Below are 24,084 nucleotides of genomic sequence, written 5' to 3'. Positions count from 1 at the left end.
GGCAGGGGACTGCGGGCCGTTCGTGGCTGGTCGCGCGGTTCCCCGCCCCCTCTACAAGGCGCTGTCCGCATCCTCTTTGAGGAGGTCCGCGCACTTCTCGCCGATCATCATCGTCGTGATGCACGGATTGACGGTGACGAGGTTCGGCATGACGGATCCGTCGGCGACCCGCAGCCCGTCGATGCCCTTGACCCGCAACCGCGCGTCGAGCGGCGCCGAGGCGTCGTCGTCCGCGCCCATCTTCACCGTGCAGGACGGGTGGTAGACGGTGTTGTGGGTCTTGTGGATGTAGTCGAGCAGCTCGTCGTCCGTCCTGACGTCCGGCCCGGGGGCCAGCTCCGCCCCCGCCCAGCCGCTCAGCGCGGGCTGCTCCGCGATGCGACGGGCCAGCTTCAGCCCGTACGTCATCACGCGCGCGTCGTGCTCGTGCGTGAAGTACCGCGGATCGACCCTGGGTTTGTCCCGGTAGTCGCGTGTCCGCAGCCGCACCGTGCCGCGTGACTTCGCGCGGGTGACGTTCGGCGTGAGACAGAACGCGTTCTCGGAGGTCGGATAGCCCCACCGGGCCGTGTTCATGTCGAAGGGCACCGACCCGTAGTGGAACATCAGGTCCGGCCGGTCCAGGCCGGGCTCGGTGTCGTAGAAGATGCCCGCCTCCCACCACTGGCTGGAGACGGTCGGCATGGGCTGCTTCGCGTCCCACATGATGACGCCCTCGGGGTGGTCCTGGAGGTTCTCGCCCACGCCGCGCGAGTCCACCACCACGTCGACGCCCACCTCACGCAGGTGCTCGGCGGGCCCGATGCCGGACAGCATCAGCAGCTTCGCGCTGTCGATCGAGCCGCAGGACACGATCACCTCGCGCCTGGCCCGGACCGTCCGGGTGTGGATCAGGTCCGGGTCCAGGTACTCGGCGCCCACACAGCGCCGCCCGTCGAGCACCAGCTTTTTGGCCCGCACCCCGGTCCGTACGTCGAGGTTCGGACGCCTGCCGAGGATCGGGTGCAGATACGCGACGGACGACGACTGCCTGATGTTGTTCTCGTCGGAGTTGATCTGGAACCAGCCGGCGCCCCGGATCACCGTCCTGCCCGTGTTGAACGGGGTCGTCGGAATGCCCGCCTGGGCGCAGGCCTCCAACAGGGCGGTGCCGCAGGGGTCGTCACTCTTCAGCGTGCGCAGCTTCACCGGGCCGGTGCGGCCGTGGTGCTCGCCGGGCGCGTCGTTGTTCTCCAACCGCCGGTAGAGCGGCAGGAGTTCGGACGAGCTCCACCCCGTACAGCCCGCGGCGGCCCAGTCGTCGAGGTCCTCCGCCGGTGCCCAGAAGGCGATACAGGAGTTGTGCGACGAACAGCCGCCGAGCACCCTGGCGCGGGCGTGCCGCATGAAACTGTTGCCGCTGGCCTGCGGCTCGACCGGGTAGTCCCAGTCGTAGCCCGACTCCAGCAGCCCCATCCAGCGTTCCAGCTTCATGACGTCGTCGTCGCCGACGTCGCTGGGACCCGCCTCCAGGACGCACACGGTGACGCTCGGATCCTCGGAGAGCCGCGCCGCGACCACGTTGCCCGCCGTGCCGCCGCCGACCACGACATAGTCGAACTCGTCCTCGTTCATCGGGGGTTGACCTCCTTGGAGTCCTTGCGTCGTTCTGCTTCCGGATCGGTGCGGTCAGTCGGCCGTCGGGGTGGCCGCGGGGGAGGAGGGCGGCAGGGGAGTGTCGTCCGCGGCCTTGTACTGGTGCTCCGCGAGCACTCCGGTGCGGTGGCGCTGCACGAACCAGTAGTAGGCGAAGCCGCCGCCCATCACGATGCCGACGAACAGGACGGCGCCCCAGCGCAGGTACCAGTGGTACGGGGCCGCGGCGTTGTAGACCGCGGCGCGCGGCCAGATCAGGTTGAGCATCATGGCCGTGCCCCACAGCACGGCGACGATGTTGACGGGCAGCCCCCATCGGCCGAGGGAGAACTTGCCGTCGCCCGCGGGCTGCCAGTTGCCGCGCAGCCTGGCCACCAGCATGGGCCCGGTGACCAGCAGATACGCGAGATAGATCAGGATGATGCCGATACTGGTGACCACGGTGAAGATCTGCGGCTGGCGGATGTTGACCACCAGGATCGCCAGCGCCAGGATGCCGATGATCACCGCGGGCAGGATCGGGGTCTGGAAGCGCGGATGGACCTTGGCCAGCTTGGCGGAGGCGGGCAGGTTGTTGTCGCGGGACATCGCGAACGCCAGCCGGATCGCCGCCGTGTGCACGGCCAGCGCGCAGACGGTGACCGCGATGAACACGCACCACAGCATGGCCTTGCCCGCGTCCTCCCCGAGGACGTTGAGGACGATGTACTGCAGGCCGTCCGTGGACAGCCGATCGCCCTTCAGGCTGGACACGCTCATCAGCGCGAGGATCAGGATGAGGCCGCCGAGGATGAACGAGGCGACGATGGCGCGGATGATGGCGCGCGGCGCGTTGCGGGACGGGTCGAGGGACTCCTCGCCGAGCGAGGCGGCCGTGTCGAAGCCGTACATCACGTACGCGGACGCCAGCGACGCGACCAGGAACGCGCCGAGGTAGCCGCCGGGCTGACCCGCTCCCGTGCCGTTCGTCTCCAGCACGACCTGCGGTCCACGGGTGATGTGCACGGCGAACAGCACGATCAGTACGACCGTCGCGACGAGCTCGATGAAGACACCCGCCGTGTTGATCCTGGCCATCAGCTTCACACCGAGGGCGTTCACCAGCGTGGTGAAGACGATGAGTACGGCGGCCAGCAGCACGGCGTTGGTGGCGACGTCGTACTTGCCCGTGCCGTCGCCCACGAACTGGAACGCGGAGGAGATCTGCGGAAGGGTCAGCTGATACGCAAGGGCCACGGCAGCGATCGACACGATCGAGGCGATCAGCATCGTCCAGCCGGCCAGCCAGCCTATGTGTGGATTGCCCACCTTCTTGGACCAGTTGTAGACGGAACCGGCCACCGGGTAGCGGGCGGCGAGTTCGGCGAAGCACAGCGCGACCATGAACTGGCCGACGAAGACCATCGGCCAGGACCACCAGTAGGCGGGCCCGCCGCTGCCGTATCCGAAGTAGAAGAGCTGGAAGGTGCCGGTGAGGATGGAGATGTAGCTGATGCCGGCGGCGAAGGTGTGGAAGTTGCCGAGCGTGCGCTTCAGCTCGGGCTTGTAGCCGAACTCGTTGAGTTCCGAGTCGTCGTTACTGTGTTTCTCAGGTGGTTGAGCGGTGGTGGTCATGAGCGCCTCCTGGGAAGGGGGAGTTCTCCCGGGCGGGAGGGGAGTGCGGCTCGTGCGGGGTCGGTGGTGCGCGGGTGCTGGATCTTCGGGTGAAGAAGGCTGGATCTTACGGGGGGTGCGGCCGGTTCCGACCATGGGGAGCGTCGATTTCTTGCGATTTCCTGCGGTGGGTCACGAGAACCAGCCCTGAGGGCTGGGGTTCGTCGTGCGCCAGATGTGCTTGGTCTCGCGGTACTCGGCGAGACCGGCCGGTCCGAGTTCCCGCCCGAACCCGGACTGCTTGTAACCGCCCCACTCGGCCTGCGGGACGTACGGGTGGTAGTCGTTGATCCAGATGGTGCCGATCCGCAGCGCGGACGCGACCCGCTGTGCCTTGGCCTCGTCGGAGGTGAAGATCCCGCCCGCCAGGCCGTAGATCGTGTCGTTGGCCAGCCGCACCGCCTCCGCCTCGTCGGCGAACCGCTCCACGGTCAGCACCGGCCCGAAGGACTCCTCCTGGACGACGGACATCCGCCCGGAGCACTCGTCGAGGACGGTCGGCGGGTAGTAGAAGCCGTCCGGATGCGGAGGATCGGCCGGGCGCTCTCCCCCGCAGCGCAGGACCGCTCCCTCCGCCAGCCCCTGGGCGACGTACGCCTCGACCTTCGACCGGTGCGCGGCGGAGATCAGCGGCCCGGTCTGCGCCCGCTCGTCGAACGGTCCGCCCAGCCTGATCCGCCGGGCCCTGCTGACGACCTCGTCGACGAACCGGTCGTGCAGCGAGTCCTCGACCAGGAGCCGCGCCCCGGCCGAGCAGACCTGCCCGGAATGCAGAAAGACGGCCGTCAACGCCATGTCGACGGCCGTCTCGAAGTCCGCGTCGGCGAAGACGATGTTCGGGTTCTTGCCGCCCAGTTCCAGAGCGACCTTCTTCACCGTCCCGGCCGCCGCGGCCATGAGTCTGCGTCCCGTCTGCAGGCCGCCGGTGAAGGAGACGAGGTCCACGTCCGGATGGTCGCCCAGCGGAGCGCCGGCCTCGGGGCCGGCGCCGAGGACCAGGTTGGCCACGCCGGCCGGGAGCCCGGCCTCCTCCAGGAGCCGCATCAGATGGATCGCCGTGTGCGGGGTCAGTTCGCTCGGCTTGAGGACGAAGGTGTTGCCCGCCGCCAGCGCGGGGGCGACCTTCCAGGCCGTCTGGAGCAGCGGATAGTTCCACGGCGTGATCAGCGCACAGACTCCGACCGGTTCGTGCACGACCCGGCTGTCGACGCCCTCCGTGCCCGTCTCCACCACTCGGCCGGCCTCACTCGCGACGAGTCGGCCGAAGTAGCGGAAGCAGTTCTCGATGTCGTCGATGTCGTACTCGCTCTCCACCAGGCGTTTGCCGGTGTCGAGGGACTCGGCGCGGGCGAGCACGTCCTTGTCGCGGGCGAGCAGGTCGGCGACCCGGAGCAGCAGGTCGCCGCGCTCGTTCGCCGGTGTCCGCGGCCAGGGGCCCTCGTCGAAGGCGCGGCGCGCGGCCGCGATCGCGTCGGCCGTGTCCAGGCCGCCCGCCTCGTCCACGACGGCGACGAGCGAACCGTCGGCCGGACAGCGGATCTCGCGGGTCCCCTTCTCCCGCGCAGCCGTCCACGTGCCGCCGATGTAGAGATCAGGCATCCATGCCTCCCAGCATGCCGATGAGCCACTCGTGAAAGATCCCGATGTGGTGCTCGGTGGGCACCAGCACCCCGCCCCCTCGGTAGGCGCGGGACGCCATCGCGGGCTGCGTACGCTCGCAGGCCTCGAAGTCCTGGGTGTTGACCCGGTGGAAGAGTTCCACGGACTTCGACACGTCGGCGCCCGACTCGACGACCTCGGGTGCGTAGAGCCAGTCGCACTCCACGATCGTCCGGTCCTCGGCGAGGGGGAACATGCGGTGCAGGATGACATGGTCGGGGACGAGATTGATGAACACGGTGGGTTTGACCGTTATCGCATAGTAACGGCGGTCCTGATCCTCCGCGACCTCGGGCAGCCTGGCGAAACCCTCGCTGCCGTCGACCGTGAAGCCCTTGATCTCCTCACCGAACTCGGCGCCGTGGCCCACGTAGTACTGGGCGGCGTATCCGTCCGCGAACTCCGGCAGCACGTCCGTGAGTTCGGGGTGGATGGTGGCGCAGTGGTAGCACTCCATGAAGTTCTCGACGATCAGCTTCCAGTTCGCCTTCACGTCGTACACGATCCGTTTGCCCAGCGCGAGGCTCTCGGTGCCGTAGTGCTCGATGGCCGCCGTGTTCCCGAGGCGCTCCACGGCCGCGCCCGTCACCGTCTCCTCGAAGGACGGCGGCTCGTCGGCCAGGCACACCCAGGCGTACCCGAGCCACTCCCGCAGCGCGACCCCGACCAGGCCGTACTCGGTGCGGTCGACGTCCGGCATCCTGACCAGGTTCGGAGCGGCGATCAGCCTGCCGTCGAGGTCGTACGTCCAGGCGTGGTACGGGCACTGGAGGTTGCGCCGGAGTTCGCCCGACTCCTCCGTGCACAGCCGGGCCCCCCGGTGCCGGCAGACGTTGAGGAAGGCGCGCAGCTCACCGGTGCGGGACCGGGTGAGCAGGACGTTCTCGCGGCCCACCTGGACGGTTCGGAACGCGCCGGGTTTGGCCAGGTCGGCGCTGCGGACCGCACAGAACCACATCGACTCGAAGAGACGTTCCTGCTCCTGCCGGAAGATCTCCGGATCGGTGTAGTAGTGCCCCGGCAGCGTGGTGACCAGGCTCGGGGACGGCTGGGCGGAGGCGGTGGAGGGGGAGACGGGGGTCGTCGTCACGTGCGTGCTCCTCAGGCGGGCGCGGCGGCGAGGCGGTGGGGGTCGAACAGGCCGATCGGGTGACCGGTGGTGCCCGTGAGCGCCAGATCGGCGAGGATCTCGCCGACGATCGGCACGAACTTGAAGCCATGGCCGGAGAACCCGCAGGCCACGGTCACGGAGTCGGGATGTGCGGGATGCCGGGCGATGACGAAGTGCTCATCGGGGGTGTTGGAGTACATGCAGGTGGCGGCCTTGAGGAAGGTGCCGGGCAGATCCGGGATGCAGCGGGACATGTGGCCCGCCATGGCCTGGATCTCGTCCTCGTGGACCGTCCGGTCGATGGTTTCGGGGGTGCACTCGACGCCCTTGCGGAAGAAGGCGACCTTGGCGCCGAGCTCCGGACCGTCGATGGCGGGGAAGCCGTACACCTGGACGCCGTCCGCGTCCTCCCAGACGTAGATGGGGTGGTTCCCGGGCAGGAAGGGCTGGACCCCGCCCTCGGGCTGGAACCAGTACATGACCTGCCGCTCGATGGTGAACGGCACCCCGAGGTCGGTGAGCAGCTGCGGCGCCCACGCGCCCGGACAGATCACCAGCCGGCCCGCCGTGTACGTGTTCTCGGCCGTGTGGACGCGTACGCCGTCCCGGTACGGCTCCCAGCGCGTCATCGGTTCGTCGAAGTGCAGTTCGGCGCCCTGGCGGGTGGCGAGCTGGAGGTGGGCCGCGACCATGTTCTCGGGGCGGACGAAGCCGGCCTTCTTCTCGTAGAGAGCGACCTCGTCGTCCCTGGGGTTGAGCGTCGGGAAGCGACGGCGGATCTCCGCCGCGTCCAGCATCTCGTGCGGCAGGTCCCACTGGGTGGCCGAGCGCAGCGAGCCGGAGACGGTCAGCGAGTCGGGCGGGCCGACCATCACACCGCCGCACAGGGTCGCGATGTCCCGGCCGGTGGACCGCTCCACGTCCTCGTACAGCTCGTACGCACGCAGCAGCAGCGGGACGTACGCGGGGTCCTCGAAGTAGGACTGGCGGGTGACCCGTGAACCACCGTGACTGGAGCCGCGGTTGTGGACCGGCCCGAACTTCTCCAGGCCGAGCACCCGCACGCCGCGCGAGGACAGGTGGTGGGCGGCGGCGCTGCCCATTCCACCGAGACCGATGACGATCACGTCGTAGGTAGGGGACACAGGGGACCTCCAGAACTCGTGAGGGTGATGTGCCTGCTCGTCGGCGCCCCGTCACCGAGGGGCGCGGGGGACCGCGCGGCCGGCCCCCACCGGCTCGCGCGTCTGGTCACCACCGAACGCGCAGCGGTCAACGGCGAATGCGGGTCATCTTCGGGTCGAAGAGCGGTTCCTCGGCGACGGTCGCGGGCACCTTCTCGCCGAAGTACTCCACGTGCACGCTCGCCCCGGTGGGGAGCACGGGCAGCCAGGCGTACGCGACGCACCGGCCCAGCGTGTACCCGTACGACGCGCTGGTGACGTGACCCGCGGGGGAGCCGTCGACGTAGACCGGCTCCTTGCCGAGGACGACGGACGCCGGATCGTCCAGAAGAAGCGGCGTGAGCCGACGCCGTGGCTCGCCCCGGGCCTCCAGCGCCCGCCTTCCCGTGAAGTCCCCCTTGTCCAGGCGGACGGCGAAACCGACCCCCGCCTCGTACGGGTCGTGCTCGTCGGTCATGTCGGTGCCCCAGGCGCGGTAGCCCTTCTCCAGACGCAGGCTGTTGAAGGCCGAGCGCCCGGCCGCGATCACGCCGTGTTCCCGTCCCGCCTCCCAGAGGGTGTCCCAGAGGCGGAGTCCCAGGTCGGCGCTGGTGTAGAGCTCCCAGCCCAGCTCGCCGACGTAGCTCAGCCGCATCGCGGTGACGGGGACATGGCCGAGGTGCGTCTCCTTGGCGCGGAAGAAGCCGAAGCCCTCGTGCGAGAAGTCGTCCCGGGTCAGCGGCTGGACGAGGTCCCGGGCCAGCGGACCCCAGACGCCGATGCAGCAGGTGCCGGATGTGATGTCCCGGATGTGTACGCCCTCGGGGGCGTGCCTGGTCAACCAGTCCAGGTCCGCCGGGGAGTTGGCGCCCACCTGGAAGCGGTCGGGACCGAGGCGCGCGACGGTGAGGTCGGACCGTATACCGCCCGTCTCGTCCAGGAGCAGGGTGTACGTGACGGCGCCGGGCTTCTTGCGGAGGTTGTTGGTGGTCATGCCGTGCAGGAAGTCGAGGGCCCCGGGGCCGGTGACCTCCAGACGGCGCAGGGGCGTCATGTCGTAGAGCGCGACCTTCTCGCGGGTCGCCCTTGCCTCCGCCGCCGCGACGGGCGACCAGTACCGCGCCGACCAGGCATCGCGCTCGGGAAGCGGGCCGAGGGCGTCGACGAGCGGGGCGTTCGCCTCGTACCAGTGCGGCCGCTCCCAGCCACCGCCCTCCAGGAAGTGCGCGCCGAGCTCCTGCTGACGGGCGTAGAAGGGGCTGACCCGCAGCGGCCGCGGTTGCTCCATCGGCTGGAGGGGGTGCAGGACGTCGTACACCTCGACGAACTGCTGCGAGCCGCGGTCCCTGACGTACGAGGGGGAGCGCTGGGCGTCCTCGAAGCGCGTGAGGTCGCATTCGTGGATGTCGGTCCCGGGGCGGCCGTCGACCATCCACTCGGCCACGGCCCTCGCGACACCGGCCGAGTGGGTCACCCACACGGCTTCGGCCAGCCAGAAGCCCCGCAGTGCGCGGGATTCGCCGAGGACCGGCATGCCGTCGGGCGTGAAGGAGAAGACGCCGTTGAAGCCCTCCTCGATCTCGGCCTCGCGCAGCGAGGGCATCAGCCGGCGGCAGTCGTCCCAGCTCGGCGCCCAGTCCTCCTCGGTGAACGGGAACGAGGAGGGCATCTCCAGGTCGTTCGCGCGCGCCTCGTCGTAGGGGAGGACGGCGAACGGGTCGACGGGGAGCGGCTTGTGGGCGTAGCTGCCGATGCCGAGGCGGTCGGTGTGCTCGCGGAAGTAGAGGTCGCGGTCCTGGAAGCGGAGGATGGGCTTCGACGCCTCGACGGTGGCTTCGGCCAGCTCGGGCAGGGGCTTCGTCCGCGCGTACTGGTGGGCGAGTGGTTGCAGGGGTACGTCGATGCCGGCCATGCGGCCGATGACCGGGCCCCAGAAGCCGGCCGCCGAGACCACGTGGTCGGCGGGGAAGGTGCCCCGGTCGGTGACGACGGCGGTGACCCTGCCGCCCTCCTGTTCGATCCCGGTGACGGTGTGCCGGTCCAGGAAGCGGGCACCGCGGGCCCCGGCCCGTTCCAGCTGGGCGCGGGACGCGAGCAGGGCGCGGGCCAGGCCGTCGTCGGGCGTGTGGAAGCCGCCGAGGACCATCGACTCGTCGATGAGCGGCCACAGTTCCTTGCACCGGGCCGCGCTCACGACCTCGCCGCGGATGCCCCAGGAAGCGGCGTATCCGGCCCGGCGGTGCAGCTCTGTGAGCCGCTCGGGAGTCGTCGCGAGTTCAAGGCCGCCGACCGGGTCGAAGCAGGAGACCCCGCCCACCTCGAGGGAGTTGAACTTCTCGACCGTGTACCGGGCGAACTCGGTGAGGGTCTTCGACGGGTTCGTCTGGAAGACCAGGCCGGGCGCGTGCGACGTGGAGCCACCGGGAGCGGGCAGCGGTCCCTGTTCGAGGACGGTGACGTCGGTCCAGCCGCGGGCGGTGAGTTCGTCGGCGAGGGAACAGCCGACGATTCCGGCGCCCACGATGACCACGCGGGGAATCGTTTCGGGCGTGCTGGACATGCCCCTCCTTGTCGTGGTGGGGGTTGTCGTGGCGGGGGTGAACGCGCTCAGGGAGCGGGGACGTTGGGGCGTTCGGCGGCGATCGTGGTGTCGTCGCCGTGTCCGGTGTGGACGTCCGTGTCGCCGGGCAGTGTGAGGAGCCGGTCGCGGATGGAGGCCTCGATGGTCGGCCGGTCGGAGTAGGAGCGGCCGGTGGCGCCGGGCCCGCCGTGGAAGAGGGTGTCCCCGGTGAAGACCGCGTCGAGGAACGTGGCGTACAGCGAGCAGCTGCCCCAGGTGTGGCCGGGGTTGTGGATCACCTGGAGCTCGATGCCCGCGACGGCGATGCGTTGTCCGTCCTTGAGCTCGCCGTCCGGTGTGCGGCCGGGGTGCGTGGCGGACCACAGTTCGAGGTCGTCCGGGTGCAGGAGCACCGGAGCGCCGGTGAGCTCGGCCAGTTCGGCCGCAGCGTCGATGTGGTCGTCGTGCGCGTGGGTGCACACGATCGCCGTCACCCTGCGGTCCGCGACGGCCTCGCGGATGGTGCGGGCGTCGTGCGCGGCGTCGACGATCAGTACCTCCTCGTCGTCGCCGACCAGCCAGACGTTGTTGTCGACGTCGAACGTCTCGCCGTCGAGACTGAACGTGCCGGAGGTGACGACACGCTCGACGCGTACGGTCCCCGTGCTCACAGGACCACCACCGAGCGCAGCACCTCGCCGCGGTGCATCTTGGCGAAGGCCTCCTCGACCTGGTCCAGGGCGATGGTCTCCGTGACGAAGGCGTTGAGGTCCAGCAGGCCGTACAGATACTGGTCGATGAGGAACGGGAAGTCACGGCTGGGCAGGCAGTCGCCGTACCAGGACGACTTGATCGCGCCGCCGCGGGAGAACACGTCGATCAGCGGGAGCTCGACCTTCATATCCGGGGACGGGACACCGACCTGGACCAGCAGGCCCGCGTGATCACGCATGTAGAAGGCCTGTTTGAAGGTCTCCGGCCGGCCCACCGCGTCGATGGCGATGTCCACGCCGAAGCCGTCGGTGAGCGCGCGGACGGCCTCGACCGGGTCGGTGCCACGGGAGTTGACCGTGTGGGTGGCGCCGAACCGCTCCGCCTGGTCGAGCTTCTTGTCATCGATGTCGACGGCGATGACCTTCATGGCGCCGTTGAGACAGGCCCCCGCGATGGCCGCGTTGCCGACGCCGCCGCAGCCGATGACGGCGACCGTGTCACCGCGGCCGACGTTGCCGGTGTTCACGGCGGCGCCGTAGCCGGCCATCACTCCGCAGCCGATCAGGCCCGCGGCCTCGGGGCGGGCCGCCGGGTCGATCTTCACCGCCTGGCCCGCCGCGACCAGGGTCTTCTCGGCGAAGGCGCCGATGCCGAGCGCGTTGCTGAGCGGCGTGCCGTCCAGCAGGGTCATCGGCTGGGAGGCGTTGCGCGAGTCGAAGCAGTACCACGGGCGGCCGCGGCGACAGGAGCGGCAGGAACCGCAGGGGGCCCGCCAGGCGAGGACCACGTAGTCGCCGGCCGCGAGGTCGGTGACGCCCTCGCCGACCGCCTCGATCGTGCCGGCCGCCTCATGGCCCAGCAGGAACGGGAAGTCGTCGTTGATGGCTCCCTCCCGGTAGTGCAGATCCGTGTGGCAGACCCCGCAGGCCTGCACGGCGACGAGTACCTCGCCCGGACCGGGGTCGGGCACGACGATCGTCCGCACCTCGACGGGTGCGCCCTTCTTCACAGCGACTACGGCACGGACCTCATGTGGCACGACCTAGCTCCTCTGCTGTTGCGCAGTGCACTATGGGTTGCGCGATGAGGAACATAGTGGGAATCCGTCGGGCGGTCGTCAAGAGGTACGGGTTAACCCTTGGCAAAAGGAACGGGCGGCACGAAATCCGCCCGACACACGAAAGCGCGGGGCCAGGTGTTCCTGGCCCCGCGCTCGTGTTTCCCGGTCCCGTCAGCCGCCCGGTCCGTGTCTCCGGTCCGCGTCCGCTCCCGCTTCCGTCAGAAGCCGTATCCCATCCGGCGCGACAGGTCGGCCGCGGCTGCGACCGTGCGCTTGGCCAGCTCCGGCAGACGGTCCGGATCCAGCCGGTACACCGGGCCCGAGACGCTGATCGCGCCGATCACCTTGCCGTCGTGGGCGCGCACCGGCGCGGCCGTGGCGGCAAGGCCCAGCTCCAGCTCCTCCAGGGCGAACGCGTAACCCTGCTCGACCACGGCCTCCAGCTCGGCACGCAGCGCGGCCGTGCCGGTGATCGTGCGCTCGGTGAAACGGGGGAGAGCCCTGGCCAGCAGCCCTTCGCGGAGCGTCGGCGGCAGGTGGGCCAGCAGCACCTTGCCGCTGGACGTGGAGTGGAGCGGGGTGCGTCTGCCCAGCCAGTTCTGCGCGGTGACGGACGCCGCGCCGCGGGCCTGCATGATGTTGACCGCCGCGTTGTCGTCGAGCACCGCGATGTTGACGGTCTCACCCAGCTCGTCCGCGAGCTCCCGGCAGACGGGCACCCCCTCCTGCGAGATGTCCAGGCGTACTGCCGCCGCCCCCGCCAGGCGTAGCACCCCCGCACCCAGGAAGTACTTCCCGCGGTCCTTGGCCTGGGCGACCAGGCCCCGGTTCTCCAGCACTCCGAGGAGGCGGAAGGCCGTGGACTTGTGCACCTCGAGCTCGTCGGCGATCTCGGTGACGCCCGCCTCGCCGAGCCGGGCCAGGATCTCCAGCACGCTCACCGCGCGGTCCACCGACTGGACCGCGCTCCCCGCGCCTCTGCCCTGCTTCTCGGATGTCTCCTCTGTACGGTCAGCCTGCTTCTGCGTGCGGGTCATAGCTCGACTCTCACCACCTGGCGGCTCGGTTTGAGCCGCATCTGCCGGAAGCCCTTGACGCGGCGGGCATCCCGCGCGGATTCTGTTGCGCATAGCGCTCCCTCGTGCGCCATACGAAACATCATGTTACCGAAGAGTCCTTGACCGGGAAGGTCTCGGACCAGACCGGACCTGAGAGGTCCAGGACCGTGGGTCCCGGACCGAGAGGGGGGCCCATGATTCCCGTCTGCCGCTTTGCTGACCTCCCCGCGGGCGAATCCGTCCGTGTCGACACCATGCCGCCCATCGCCGTCTTCAACGCCGACGGCGAGCTGTACGCCATCGACGACACCTGCACCCATCAGGACGCGTCTCTCTCGGAGGGGTGGCTGGAGGGCTGCCTGGTCGAATGCCCGCTGCACGCCGCCTCATTCGATCTCCGCTCGGGGCAGCCGACGTGCCTCCCCGCGCGGCGTGCCGTCCGCACCCACCGAGTGACCGTCGACGACGGTGTCATCCACGTCCACGTGGCAGCCGAGGAGGGTACGGCGGCATGACGATCCCTTACTCGGGGGGCGCGACAGCGCGTGCCCCCGGACCCCACCTTCCCACGGGCTCCCCCGGGCCGGGTGGCGGGACGCCCGCGTCCCCTCCCGCGAAGGCCGTTGTGGGAAGCGCCCGCTCGGCACCCCCTCCCTGGAAGAGGTCCGGCGCATGAGGACCGTCACCGTCGTCGGCGCCTCCTTGTCGGGGCTGTACGCGGCCAGGGAACTGCGCGCCCAGGGATTCGACGGTCGGCTGGTCATCGTCGGGGACGAGCCGCACCAGCCGTACGACCGTCCGCCCCTCTCCAAGGACTTCCTCACCGGCCGGACCACCGAGGAGGGGCTCGCCCTCAGCGACGCCGAGGAGAGCGCCGAGCTCGACGCGCAGTGGCTGCTCGGAATCCGCGCCCGGGGCCTCGACGCCCGCGGCCGCACCGTCCTTCTGGACGATGGCCGCACCATCTCCAGCGACGGCGTCGTCATCGCCACAGGAGCCTCGGCACGCCGGCTCCCCGGCTGCGAACTCGCCGGCGTCCACACTCTGCGTACCCTCGACGACGCCCGCACCCTGCGGACCGAACTGAGCGCAGGCGCCCGCCGGGTCGTCGTCATCGGCGGAGGCTTCATCGGCGCCGAGACCGCGTCCTCGTGCGCCGGACTCGGCCACGACGTCACCGTCGTCGAAGCGGCGTCGCTGCCGCTGGTGCCCCAACTCGGCGCGGAGATGGCGCCCTTGTGCGCCGCGCTGCACCGTCGTGGCGGCGTCGGCCTGGTCACCGGTACGGGCGTCGCCGGACTGCGCGGCACCGTCGCGGTCACCGGCGTGGAACTGTCCGACGGCCGTCTCCTTCCTGCCGATGTCGTGATCGTGGGCGTCGGGGCGACCCCCAACACCGGCTGGCTGGCGGGCTCGACACTGGCGCTGCACGACGGCGTGCTGTGCGACGACGGCTGCGTGACGGCCCTGCCCCAGGTGGTCGCCGTCGGTGACGTCGCCCGTGTGGGCGGAACCCGCGCCGAACACTGGACCAGCGCCACCGAGCAGCCCCGGATCGCCGTGCGCAACCTCCTCGCGGGGCACACCGCGGAGACCGTACGCCCGCTGCCCTACTTCTGGTCCGACCAGTACGGCGCGCGGATCCAGTTCGCCGGACGGCGGCTCGACACCGACACCGTCCGCATCGCGGAGGGCACGGTCACCGACGGAGAGCCGGGGGAGGACGGTTTCCTCGCCCTGTACGAGCGCGACGGCCGGACGGCCGCGGTGCTTTCCGTGGACCGTCCCCGCCCGTTCATGCGGGCCCGGCGTGAACTCGGTCGCGGGGCGGGCGCGATGGAGGCGACGGCTTCCTGAACGGGTCCGTAGCAGCCTCCGGGAGAGGCAGGCGAGGCAGGCGAAGGCCGCGTGTGCGTCGCCCTCGCCTGCCCTCGCTCGGGCCTGTCGCCGCCCGGGGCAGCGCCTCTGAGTGCCCGTGAAAGAGCGCCACTTCAGCCGTCCCGTCGGTGCGCACCGTCTCGGAGCGTCCCCGGCCGGCTCCGTACGGAGCCGGCTCCCGCTCCTGGCCTTCTCGCAGGGTCACCAGGAGTGGACTCCTGCGAGAAGGCCGCATCGAGACGACTGCTAGGAGTGCGACAACTGCCCCGCGCTGCCGCCCCGTCGGCGTATCCGCTCCTTGGCCCGCTCCGCCGTCCGCTCCTGACGCCGGGCCTTGCGACGCTCGCGCCGCAGGGCGCGGGCCGTGCTGCTCGGCTCCGACACCACGCCGTTGCGCTGGTTCCACACCTGGCGTGTCACCCAGACGTCCAGCGCACCCCACGTGGCCACCACCGTGCTCGCCACGCTGCTCAGCACCATGGGGAACGCGAGCCATGAACCGGCCAGCGTGCACAGGAAGGCGACCATCGCCTGGATCAGGGTGACCGCGATGATGATGACGGCCCGCACCGCGGACGTACGCACGGGATCGGGCAGCCGACGCCGGGTCGTGGGCACTTCCACCCACAACGGCCGGTAGTACTCCCGCTGTTCCGCCGCCGCCTCCGCGGCGAACTGTCTGTCACTCCCGGGCGAGGGCGCGGCCGCGGCCTTCGCGACGGGCTCCGCCTCCGCCGTCACCGCCTCCGCCGTCACCGCCTTCGCGGTCACCGCCTCCGCCTCGACCGCCGGTTCACGCTCCGTCCTCGCCGGGATCTCCATCGCTGAGATGTCGGCCGGGATCTCGGCCGGACTGTCCCGCGCGGGTGCCCGTGGCTCCCGCTCCACCTCCGCGGTCGTCGCGACGCCCGTCCCAGGTGCCCCGTACCGCTCCGCCGTGCCCATCAACTTGTCACTCCCCACCGCCTGACAGCCGCTCGCTCCGGTGTCACGAGACTCCGGCTCCCCATTGGCTGCCCGGCTTGCGCTGCTTTACGCCGCCTCGGCGCGGCCTACGGCACCCGCAGCCGATTCCGCCCCAACTTCCATACAGAAAGACGATCGACGTAAGCCGAAGATTCCCGGCGATCGAAAAATTTCGGCCAAGTGATCTGCTGTACGGACTGAATTGCACCCGGTGTCCCGTGTCGGATTCGGGGAGGCAATCTCCCCCAATGAACGGACAACTGCGGATGTCTTGTTCCCGACGCGGACCGAGACGGCCCGGACAGGTCTTCGAGATACCTGTGTGTCGGTAGTAGGCTCACGCCGTTTGTTGACGTACATGTGTGCCCCCGGCCTGCGGGGGTCGAGCTGGGGGAGGCCATGCGCTTTCGCGGGAAGTCCATCCGCCGGAAGATCGTGGCGCTGCTTCTCGTGCCGCTGGTTTCGCTGACCGGGATCTGGGGCTTCGCCACCGTGCTCACGGGACGCGAGGTCAACCACCTGTTCGACACCACGTTCGTCGTCCAGGAGATCGGGTATCCCACCGAGGATGTCATCAGCGTGCTCCAGGACGAGCGCCGCCAGACCCTCGTCTACCTCGCGGACCCCCGGGCGTCCGACGCCCTCGCAGACCTGCGCCGTACCCGGACCGCCACCGACGAGGTCGTGTCGAAGATCCGCAGGAACGCCAAGGACGCGGACGTACGCGACGAGATGAGCGCCGACGCCACCGAGCGCCTCGCCGCGATCCTTGACGCCTTCGACGGCATCGGGTCGCTGCGCCAGACCGTCGAGGACGGCACCGTCGGCCGCGACGCGGCCCTCCACCTCTACAACCGTCTGGTGGACCCCTGCTACATCCTCCTGGCCAACCTCCAGGTCCTCGACAACGTGGACGTGGACAAGCAGAGCCGCGCCCTCGTCAACATGTCGCGCGCCCGTGAGCTGCTCGCGCGTGAGGACGCCCTACTCGGTTCCGCGCTCGTCGTCGGCCGCGTCACCCGCGACGAGGCCCGCGACATCTCCGACCTCATCGCCCAGCGCACGCTCATGTACGACATCAACCTGCCGCAGTTGCCCTCCACGGAGCGCGCACGGTACGACCGCTACTGGAAGAACGCCTCCACCGCGCCCCTGCGCGTGGCCGAGCAGTCCGTCCTCGCCTCCACGCCGGGCACCGCCCCCCGCGGCGTCACCGCCAAGAGCTGGGACGGCCTCGCGAACGAGGTCCTCGACGGCCTCGACCGACTCGACACCCAGGCGGGCGACCGCTTCCAGGACCGGGTCCGCCCCGTCGCGGTCGGCGTCATCGTCAAGGCCGCCGTCGCCGGTGTGCTCGGCCTCGCCGCGCTGCTGGTCTCACTCTTCATGTCCGTACGCATCGGCCGCGGCCTCATCAGGGACCTGCGCCGGCTCCGCCAGGAGGCCCACGAGACGGCCGGGGTCCGGCTGCCCAGCGTGATGCGCCGCCTCTCCGCGGGCGAACAGGTCGACGTCGAGACCGAAGTGCCGCGCCTGGAGTACGAGAAGAACGAGATCGGCGAGGTCAGCCAGGCACTCAACATCCTCCAGCGGTCGGCCGTCGAGGCGGCGGTCAAGCAGTCCGAACTGCGCAGCGGAGTCTCCGAGGTCTTCGTGAACCTCGCCCGCCGCAGCCAGGTCCTGCTGCACAAGCAGCTCACCCTGCTGGACACCATGGAGCGCAGGACCGAGGACACCGACGAACTCGCCGACCTCTTCCGTCTCGACCACCTGACGACCCGTATGCGCCGGCACGCCGAAGGCCTGGTGATCCTCTCCGGCGCGGCCCCCTCCCGGCAGTGGCGCAAACCCGTTCAGCTGATGGACGTCGTACGCGCCGCCGTCGCCGAGGTCGAGGACTACGAGCGCATCGAGGTGCGGCGGCTGCCGAGGATGGCCGTCACCGGCTCCGCCGTCGCCGACCTCACCCACCTGGTGGCCGAACTCCTGGAGAACGCCACGGTGTTCTCGCCGCCCCACACCGCGGTACAGGTGCTCGGTGAGCGCGTCGCCAACGGCTTCACACTGGAGATCCACGACCGCGGACTCGGTATGGCCGCCGATGCGCTCCTCGACGCCAACCTCCGGCTGGCCGAGACTCCCGAGTTCGAGCTCTCGGACACCGACCGGCTCGGTCTCTTCGTGGTCAGCCGGCTCGCCCAGCGGCAGAACGTACGCGTCTCCCTGCAGCCCTCCCCGTACGGCGGGACGACCGCCGTGGTCTTCGTGCCGGACGCACTGCTCTCGGACGACGTGCCCGACACCAACGGTGTGGGGTTCCGGCTCGACCGGGCGCTGTCCCCGAAGCGCTCGGACATCGAGGGCGACGAGGACCGCAAGGCGGCGTTGTCCCAGGTGCCGGTCACGCTGCCGGGTCTTTCGCCATCGCTTCTCGACGGACCGGTCGAACTGGAGGCGCCCGTCGGCCTGGACGCCCTCGAAGGCTTCCCGGGTGCCTTCGACGACGAGGACGGCGAGCGGGGCGGCATCTTCCGCCCCCGCCGTTCCATCGCCGGGGTGCCGGGGGACGAGGTGCGAGAGCCGTCGCGCTCCGCCGACGACGAAGACCGGTCCGGCGGCCCGCTGCCGCTGCCGCACCGACGTGCTCCCAAGCTCGTCAGCTCGCACGGGCGCCCCGTGACGCAGACCAAACCGCGACGCGACGAGGCGACGGACCGGGCCGACACGGGCGAGGTCACGGAGCTGCCCCAGTCGGCCCAGGAGACAGCCGAGCGCTCCGGCGTGCTCGAAGAGCTGCCGAAGCGGTCGAGGGGCGCGAGGCGTGGGCCCGCACGCCGTGAGGCCGGGGACTCGCGCGCCGCCCGCCGGGGGCCGTCCGACGACTGGCCCGCGGGCAGCGGACCGGCGGACCGCGAACTCCGCCCGGCCGCGGATCGTGACAGCGACCGGGACGGTGAGCGCATCGCGCCGACAGGCCGGGCCGCCGAGCCCGGCAGAGCGCCCGTGCGCGGACCGCGAGCCGGGGACGGCGGCGAAGCCCCTGTCCTGCCGCAGCGCGGATCGCGTCGCGGAATCGAACCGGGGGGTACCCGTCCCGGTTCCCCCGCAGACAGCGGAGGCTCCCGCCCCGCCGCCCCGGGTGCGGGTGGCACGGGCGCGCTGCCCCGCCGGGTTCGGCAGGCCAATCTCGCACCCCAGTTGAAGGACGGGCCCGACCGCCGCGCCGCGCGCGACGCGGCCCGCACGACGGACCCCACGGAGCGCGACGCCGACGAGGTACGCAGCCGGATGGCCTCGCTCCAGCGCGGCTGGCAGCGCGGTCGCGTGGAGAACGCCGCGGGCGACGAGGCCCAGGACGGCACAGCACCAGGAACGACTAAGGGAGACGGTCGATGACCGCACCGAAGGCCCCCGGCCACACCACGACCAGCACGGCGACGGGGGAACTCAACTGGCTCCTCGACGACCTGGTGGCGCGTGTCGCCAGCATCCGCAAGGCACTCGTGCTCTCCGGAGACGGTCTCCCCACGGGGGTCTCCAGTGACCTGACACGGGAGGACAGCGAACATCTGGCCGCCGTCGCCTCCGGATTCCACAGCCTCGCCAAGGGCGTCGGCCGCCACTTCGAGGCGGGCAGTGTCCGGCAGACGGTCGTCGAACTCGACGAGGCCTTCCTGTTCGTCACGGCGGCGGGCGACGGCAGCTGCCTCGCCGTCCTCTCGGACGCCGATTCCGACGTCGGGCAGGTCGCGTACGAGATGACCCTGCTGGTGAAGCGGGTCGGCGCACATCTCGCGGCGGCCCCGCGCACCGAACTGTCCTCGGGCGGGTAGTGAGAGGGCATGAGCGGAGACGGTCAGGGGATGTCCCACTGGTTCGACGACGAGGCCGGACCGGTGGTCCGTCCGTATGCCATGACGCGCGGCCGTACCACCAGCGTGGGGCAGCACCGCCTCGACCTCATCGCGGTGGTGGTGGCGCAACAGCACGCCGACGACCCGGAGGCGGACCACTCCCTGTCCCCGGAACACGTGGACATCGTCGGACTCTGCCGTGACACCCCCCAGTCGGTCGCCGAACTCGCCGCCGAACTCGACCTGCCCATCGGGGTCGTACGCGTCCTCATCGGCGACCTCGTGGCCGACGAGCTGGTCCATGTGACGCGTCCGGTACCCCCGGCCGAGCTGCCGGACGAGAGCATCCTGCGAGACGTGATCAGCGGCCTCCGGGCCCTGTGAACCGGAGGCCCGGCCGGCCCCGGCCTCCGGGCTCGTCGACCGGGGCGACGGGCCCGGAGGCCTGGGCGACGGGGCATCCGCAGCGCTTCCGTGGCCGTCTCCGGCAGGTGGACGAACCGCCCGTCGGTACCGACGCCGGGCGTCGTCGCACCCGCGAGCCGGGCGGCCGGGCAGCGGTCGCCGGGACCGCCGGCGCCGATATGATCCGACCGATCGTCGACCGGCGTTTCGGGCCCACAGTCGAAGCAGCGCGACATCGGGGAGACAGATGTGAGGGGCTGGCAGTTCTGGGCCGACCGCGGCGACACCTTCACGGATGTCGTCGCGCAGCGCCCCGACGGCCGGCTGCTCATCCGCACATTCCTCACTCCGGAGCCGGAACACCGCAAGGGTCCACCGGTCGAACCCGTCCGCATGGGCACCACCGTCGCCGCGAACGCCCTCCTGGAACGCACCGGCGAACGCACGCTCCTCGTCGTCACGCCGGGCATTCGCGACGCGCTGCGCATAGACCACCGGAACCGACCGCAGATCTTCGCCCGCGAGATCGAACTCCCCGCGCTGCTCCACGAACGCGTCATCGAGGCCGACGAACGCATGGCCGCCGACGGCACCGTCCTGCGCGCCCCCGATCCGGACGCCCTCGCAGGCCCCCTCCCAGGTGCTCTGCGGGTACCGGCCGAAGGCTCCGGCACCACGAACAACGTCACCTTCGGCAACGAGCGCGCTACCAGTACTACGACCGTCTCCACGCTCCCGCAGCACCGCAGGGTCCCGCCCTGCGGCATGGGCGGCGGCGAGCCGGGGGCACTGGGCGCCAACCGTGTGGAGCACGCGGACGGCACGGTCACCGAACTCGCCGGGAGCGGCACGGCGTCGGTCGTGCCCGGCGACGTCCTGGTCATCGAGACACCCGGCGGTGGCGGGTACGGCCCGCCACCGCACGACACGGCCGAAGCGCACGAGACCGCCGTAGCATGCGACGTCTCCGAAGCACGCGGCACCACCGAAGCACGTGACACCACTGAAGCAGGAGAAGAGACCGATGATCTTCGGGCGCACTGAACGCGGCAAGGCCCCGATCGAGCCCGTCACCCTCAAGATCCTCGTGGCGGGCGGCTTCGGCGTGGGCAAGACCACCATGGTCGGCGCCGTCAGCGAGATCAAGCCGCTGCGCACCGAGGAGCTGCTGACCGAGGCGGGCCGTCCCATCGACGACACGAGCGGTGTGGAAGGCAAGCACACCACCACGGTCGCCATGGACTTCGGCCGCATCACGCTCCGCGAGGACCTTGTCCTGTACGTCTTCGGGACGCCCGGCCAGGACCGCTTCTGGTTCCTGTGGGACGAGCTCGCGACCGGGGCCCTGGGTGCCGTCGTGCTCGCCGACACCCGCCGTCTGGAGGACTGCTTCGCCGCCGTCGACTACTTCGAGCGGCGTTCCATACCCTTCGTGGTGGGCGTCAACTGCTTCGAGGGCGCACCCCGTTACCCGGTCGACGACGTCCGCCAGGCCCTCGACCTCGACCCCGGGGTCCCCGTGGTCCTGTGCGACGCGCGCGGCCGGGAGTCGGTCAAGGAAGTCCTCATCGAGGTCGTCAAGCACGCGATGGCGTACGCCGCCGACCGCCGCCAGGCCGTCACCTCCTGAGACACGCGGCCGCGGCAGGGCAGCCCCGGCCCGAAGGCGGCCGCCCCGCACGGCACGAGCGCGGCCCGTACCCCCGCCGACAGGGGTACGGGCCGCAGCCTCAGGCACGGCACACGGACCGCACCTGCGAGGCGTGCGCCGTCAGGGCCCCACGCGCGCGACGCGCTACAAGGGCGGCACGCGCGCGTGGAGCACGACGGCGCGGCTCAGCTCGGGGCGTCCTCGTGCCAGCCGAAGCTCTTCTCCACCGCCTTGCGCCAGTTGTGGTACTCCCGGTCGCGGGCCGGCGCCTCCATGGAGGGCGTCCACTCGACGTCCTTCTGCCAGTGCGACTTCAGCTCGTCGAGGTCGTTCCACACCCCGGTCGCCAGGCCGGCCGCGTACGCCGCTCCCAGGCAGGTCGTCTCCGAGACCTTCGGACGGATCACCGGCACGTCCAGCACGTCCGCCTGGTGCTGCATGAGGAGGTTGTTCTTGGTCATGCCGCCGTCCACCTTCAGGGTCGTGATCTGCACCCCGGAGTCCTGGAACATGGCGTCCACCACCTCGCGCGTCTGCCAGCTCGTCGCCTCCAGGACGGCCCGCGCGAGATGCCCCTTCGTGACGTACCTGGTCAGACCGGTGACGACTCCCCGGGCGTCGGAGCGCCAGTACGGCGCGTACAGCCCCGAGAACGCGGGCACGATGTACGCACCGCCGTTGTCGTCGACGCTCGCCGCCAGGGTCTCGATCTCGTCGGCGGTACGGATGATGCCGAGCTGGTCGCGGAACCACTGCACCAGCGCACCGGTGATCGCGATCGAGCCCTCCAGGCAGTAGACGGGCGCCTCGGTGCCGATCTTGTACCCCATGGTCGTCAGCAGGCCGTTCTTCGAAGGCACGGGCCTGTTCCCGGTGTTGAGCAGCAGGAAGCTGCCCGTCCCGTACGTGTTCTTGGCCGTGCCCACGTCATAGCAGGCCTGTCCGAACACCGCCGCCTGCTGGTCGCCCAGCGCGGACGCCACCGGAACTCCGGCGAGTTGGCCCACGGCCGTTCCGTACACCTCGGACGAGGACCTGATCTCGGGGAGGACCGCTTCCGGGACGTTCATCGCGGAGAGGATGGACGCGTCCCACTGGAGCGATTCGAGGTTCATCAGCATGGTGCGCCCGGCGTTGGTCACGTCGGTGACGTGCTTGCCGCCGTCGGTGCCGCCGGTGAGGTTCCAGATCAGCCAGGAGTCGATCGTGCCGAAGGCGATCTCGCCGCGCTCGGCCCGGGCCCGCAGTCCCGGCACGTTGTCGAGCAGCCAGGCCGCCTTGGGTCCCGAGAAGTAGCTGGCCAGCGGCAGTCCGGTCTGCTCGCGGAAGCGGTCCTGGCCGTCCGAGCCGCCGAGTTCGTTGCAGAGAGCGGAGGTACGGGTGTCCTGCCAGACGATCGCGTTGTGGACGGGCTTGCCCGTGGCGCGGTCCCACAGGACCGTCGTCTCGCGCTGGTTGGTGATGCCCAGCGCGCTGAGCTGGTCGGCGCGAAGCCCGGCCTTCGCGAGCGCACCCGCGACCACCGCCTGCACCTTCGACCAGATCTCGGTGGCGTCGTGCTCCACCCAGCCGGGCTTGGGAAAGATCTGGCGGTGCTCACGCTGGTCGACGGCGACGATCGCGCCGTCGTGGTTGAAGACGATGCAGCGGCTGGACGTGGTGCCCTGGTCGATTGCGGCGACGAACTTGTCCGTCATGACGTCCCCTTCGTCGGGTTCTGCGGAAGGCCGCGTTAGAAGGCCACGTTGAAGATGAGCCCGGCCAGCACCGCGCCGATCAGCGGCCCCACCACCGGGATCCACGAGTAACTCCAGTCCGATCCACCCTTGTTGGGGATCGGCAGGATCGCGTGGGCGATGCGCGGACCCAGGTCACGGGCCGGGTTGATGGCGTACCCCGTCGGGCCGCCGAGGGACAGGCCGATGCCTACCACCAGGAACGAGACGATCAGGATCGCGGTGCCGGACTCGCCGAGCCCCTCGGTCAGACCGAAGGCGAGGATCGGCAGGACCAGCGCGATCGTCGCGATGATCTCCGTGACGAGGTTCGCCACGGTGTTGCGGATCGCGGGCGCGGTGGAGAAGATCCCGAGCGTCGGCTGCGCGATCTCCTCCTCGGCATTGGCCTGGAACTGCGCGAAGTAGACCAGCCAGCACAGCACCGCGCCCAGGAAGGCGCCGACCATCTGCCCGGCCACGTAGAGGTGGACCTTGTCCCAGTCCCCGGTGTCGATGGCGATGCCGACCGTCACGGCCGGGTTGAGGTGTCCGCCGGACAGCGGGGCGGCGGTGTAGGCCCCGGCCAGCACGCCGAAGCCCCAGCCGAACGCGATGACGACCCAGCCGGCGTCCTTCGCCTTGGAGTAGTTGAGTACGACGGCGGCGACCACTCCGGCGCCGAAGAGGATCAGAATCGCTGTGCCGATGACCTCACCGACGAAGATGTCTCCGTTGCTCATGGCGGCTCCTAGGCCCAAGCCCGGAGCGGTTCGCCCCGGTCCACCGTGCAGGGTGCGTTCCCATGGCTACTTCAGCCGGAAGGCAGGGAGAACCCGCGCCCCGCCCGGCGTCCGTGACGAGCGTGCCGTCGCAGTCGAACCGCCCCTGGGAGATGGCCCGTTGGCGCGGACGAGAGCCCGCGGCGCAGTGCCTGAATACGCCGGAATGCGGCGATGCCGACTGACACCCGGAAGTGTTCACCGGCACTGTGGGAGCGTC

At 70.5% G+C, this 24,084-nt stretch carries 19 protein-coding genes and 1 pseudogene; 8 read left to right on the top strand and 12 right to left on the bottom strand.

Translation table 11 applies throughout. The features are described 5' to 3' along the window. Positions 1-51: 51 nt before the first annotated feature. The 9 genes from KUF83_RS24160 to KUF83_RS24120 all read right to left on the bottom strand — a co-directional run bounded on the left by KUF83_RS24160 (position 52) and on the right by KUF83_RS24120 (position 12,592). Positions 52-1,614: a GMC family oxidoreductase gene (locus tag KUF83_RS24160; RefSeq protein ID WP_217456949.1), complete on the bottom strand. Its 1,563-nt coding sequence runs from the start codon at positions 1,612-1,614 to the stop codon at positions 52-54. A 54-nt stretch (positions 1,615-1,668) separates the two neighbouring features. Next, positions 1,669-3,249 carry an APC family permease gene (locus KUF83_RS24155; RefSeq protein ID WP_217456948.1) on the bottom strand — a complete coding sequence of 527 codons (1,581 nt, stop codon included), beginning with the start codon at positions 3,247-3,249 and terminating at the stop codon, positions 1,669-1,671. 171 nt (positions 3,250-3,420) lie between these two features. Continuing rightward, positions 3,421-4,887, bottom strand: coding sequence for an aldehyde dehydrogenase family protein (locus KUF83_RS24150; protein WP_217456947.1), 1,467 nt, complete (start codon positions 4,885-4,887; stop codon positions 3,421-3,423). Next, on the bottom strand, positions 4,880-6,037 hold the full coding sequence (locus KUF83_RS24145; protein WP_217456946.1) for an aromatic ring-hydroxylating dioxygenase subunit alpha: 1,158 nt from the start codon (positions 6,035-6,037) through the stop codon (positions 4,880-4,882). The genes KUF83_RS24150 and KUF83_RS24145 overlap by 8 nt, the downstream gene beginning before the upstream one ends. A gap of 11 nt (positions 6,038-6,048) precedes the next feature. Next, positions 6,049-7,203 carry an N-methyl-L-tryptophan oxidase gene (gene solA, locus KUF83_RS24140; RefSeq protein WP_217456945.1) on the bottom strand — a complete coding sequence of 385 codons (1,155 nt, stop codon included), beginning with the start codon at positions 7,201-7,203 and terminating at the stop codon, positions 6,049-6,051. Between the two features lie 127 nt (positions 7,204-7,330). Beyond that, positions 7,331-9,781, bottom strand: coding sequence for an FAD-dependent oxidoreductase (locus KUF83_RS24135; RefSeq protein ID WP_217456944.1), 2,451 nt, complete (start codon positions 9,779-9,781; stop codon positions 7,331-7,333). Between the two features lie 47 nt (positions 9,782-9,828). Further along, a complete protein-coding gene (locus tag KUF83_RS24130) occupies positions 9,829-10,452 on the bottom strand; it encodes an MBL fold metallo-hydrolase (protein ID WP_217456943.1) in 624 nt (207 codons plus the stop codon). Further along, positions 10,449-11,534: an S-(hydroxymethyl)mycothiol dehydrogenase gene (locus KUF83_RS24125; RefSeq protein WP_217456941.1), complete on the bottom strand. Its 1,086-nt coding sequence runs from the start codon at positions 11,532-11,534 to the stop codon at positions 10,449-10,451. The genes KUF83_RS24130 and KUF83_RS24125 overlap by 4 nt, the downstream gene beginning before the upstream one ends. Before the next feature lie 239 nt (positions 11,535-11,773). Then, positions 11,774-12,592 (bottom strand): IclR family transcriptional regulator, encoded by an 819-nt coding sequence (locus KUF83_RS24120; RefSeq protein WP_217456939.1) that lies wholly within the window; start codon positions 12,590-12,592, stop codon positions 11,774-11,776. A 215-nt stretch (positions 12,593-12,807) separates the two neighbouring features. Between KUF83_RS24120 and KUF83_RS24115 the strand changes: the two genes are divergently transcribed. Together KUF83_RS24115 and KUF83_RS24110 are read left to right on the top strand one after the other, a co-directional pair. Continuing rightward, positions 12,808-13,128 carry a bifunctional 3-phenylpropionate/cinnamic acid dioxygenase ferredoxin subunit gene (locus KUF83_RS24115; protein WP_217456937.1) on the top strand — a complete coding sequence of 107 codons (321 nt, stop codon included), beginning with the start codon at positions 12,808-12,810 and terminating at the stop codon, positions 13,126-13,128. A 157-nt stretch (positions 13,129-13,285) separates the two neighbouring features. Beyond that, positions 13,286-14,470, top strand: coding sequence for an NAD(P)/FAD-dependent oxidoreductase (locus KUF83_RS24110; RefSeq protein WP_217456935.1), 1,185 nt, complete (start codon positions 13,286-13,288; stop codon positions 14,468-14,470). 267 nt (positions 14,471-14,737) lie between these two features. Here KUF83_RS24110 and KUF83_RS24105 read toward each other — a convergent pair whose 3' ends face one another. Next, positions 14,738-15,436 carry a hypothetical protein gene (locus KUF83_RS24105; protein WP_217456934.1) on the bottom strand — a complete coding sequence of 233 codons (699 nt, stop codon included), beginning with the start codon at positions 15,434-15,436 and terminating at the stop codon, positions 14,738-14,740. A 420-nt stretch (positions 15,437-15,856) separates the two neighbouring features. On the opposite strand from KUF83_RS24105, the gene KUF83_RS24100 reads away from it, so the two are divergent. The 6 genes and pseudogenes from KUF83_RS24100 to KUF83_RS24080 all read left to right on the top strand — a co-directional run bounded on the left by KUF83_RS24100 (position 15,857) and on the right by KUF83_RS24080 (position 21,346). Further along, positions 15,857-18,853, top strand: coding sequence for a nitrate- and nitrite sensing domain-containing protein (locus KUF83_RS24100; RefSeq protein ID WP_217456932.1), 2,997 nt, complete (start codon positions 15,857-15,859; stop codon positions 18,851-18,853). Then, entirely contained in the window at positions 18,850-19,290 is a 441-nt protein-coding gene (locus tag KUF83_RS24095) for a roadblock/LC7 domain-containing protein (protein ID WP_217456930.1), read from the top strand. Before KUF83_RS24100 ends, KUF83_RS24095 begins: the two co-directional genes overlap by 4 nt. Before the next feature lie 9 nt (positions 19,291-19,299). Then, positions 19,300-19,695, top strand: a complete 396-nt coding sequence (locus KUF83_RS24090; RefSeq protein WP_217456928.1) for a DUF742 domain-containing protein — start codon at positions 19,300-19,302, stop codon at positions 19,693-19,695. Between the two features lie 270 nt (positions 19,696-19,965). Next, positions 19,966-20,352: pseudogene (locus tag KUF83_RS42070) on the top strand (hydantoinase/oxoprolinase N-terminal domain-containing protein); the annotation flags it as partial. Between the two features lie 9 nt (positions 20,353-20,361). Next, a complete protein-coding gene (locus KUF83_RS42065) occupies positions 20,362-20,760 on the top strand; it encodes a hydantoinase B/oxoprolinase family protein (RefSeq protein ID WP_254644307.1) in 399 nt (132 codons plus the stop codon). After that, the gene (locus tag KUF83_RS24080) at positions 20,741-21,346 is read left to right on the top strand and encodes an ATP/GTP-binding protein (RefSeq protein ID WP_217456925.1); all 606 of its coding nucleotides are present in this window, start codon (positions 20,741-20,743) and stop codon (positions 21,344-21,346) included. The genes KUF83_RS42065 and KUF83_RS24080 overlap by 20 nt, the downstream gene beginning before the upstream one ends. A gap of 206 nt (positions 21,347-21,552) precedes the next feature. On the opposite strand, the gene glpK is transcribed toward KUF83_RS24080, so the two are convergent. Beyond that, positions 21,553-23,064: a glycerol kinase GlpK gene (gene glpK, locus KUF83_RS24075; protein ID WP_217456924.1), complete on the bottom strand. Its 1,512-nt coding sequence runs from the start codon at positions 23,062-23,064 to the stop codon at positions 21,553-21,555. A gap of 35 nt (positions 23,065-23,099) precedes the next feature. Then, the gene (locus KUF83_RS24070) at positions 23,100-23,825 is read right to left on the bottom strand and encodes an MIP/aquaporin family protein (RefSeq protein ID WP_217456922.1); all 726 of its coding nucleotides are present in this window, start codon (positions 23,823-23,825) and stop codon (positions 23,100-23,102) included. Positions 23,826-24,084 lie beyond the last annotated feature (259 nt).

Source organism: Streptomyces sp. BV286, assembly GCF_019090165.1.
Taxonomy (GTDB): Bacteria; Actinomycetota; Actinomycetes; order Streptomycetales; family Streptomycetaceae; genus Streptomyces.
The sequence above is the reverse complement of the archived record's forward strand: the minus strand, read 5'-3'. Positions and strand labels throughout refer to the sequence as shown.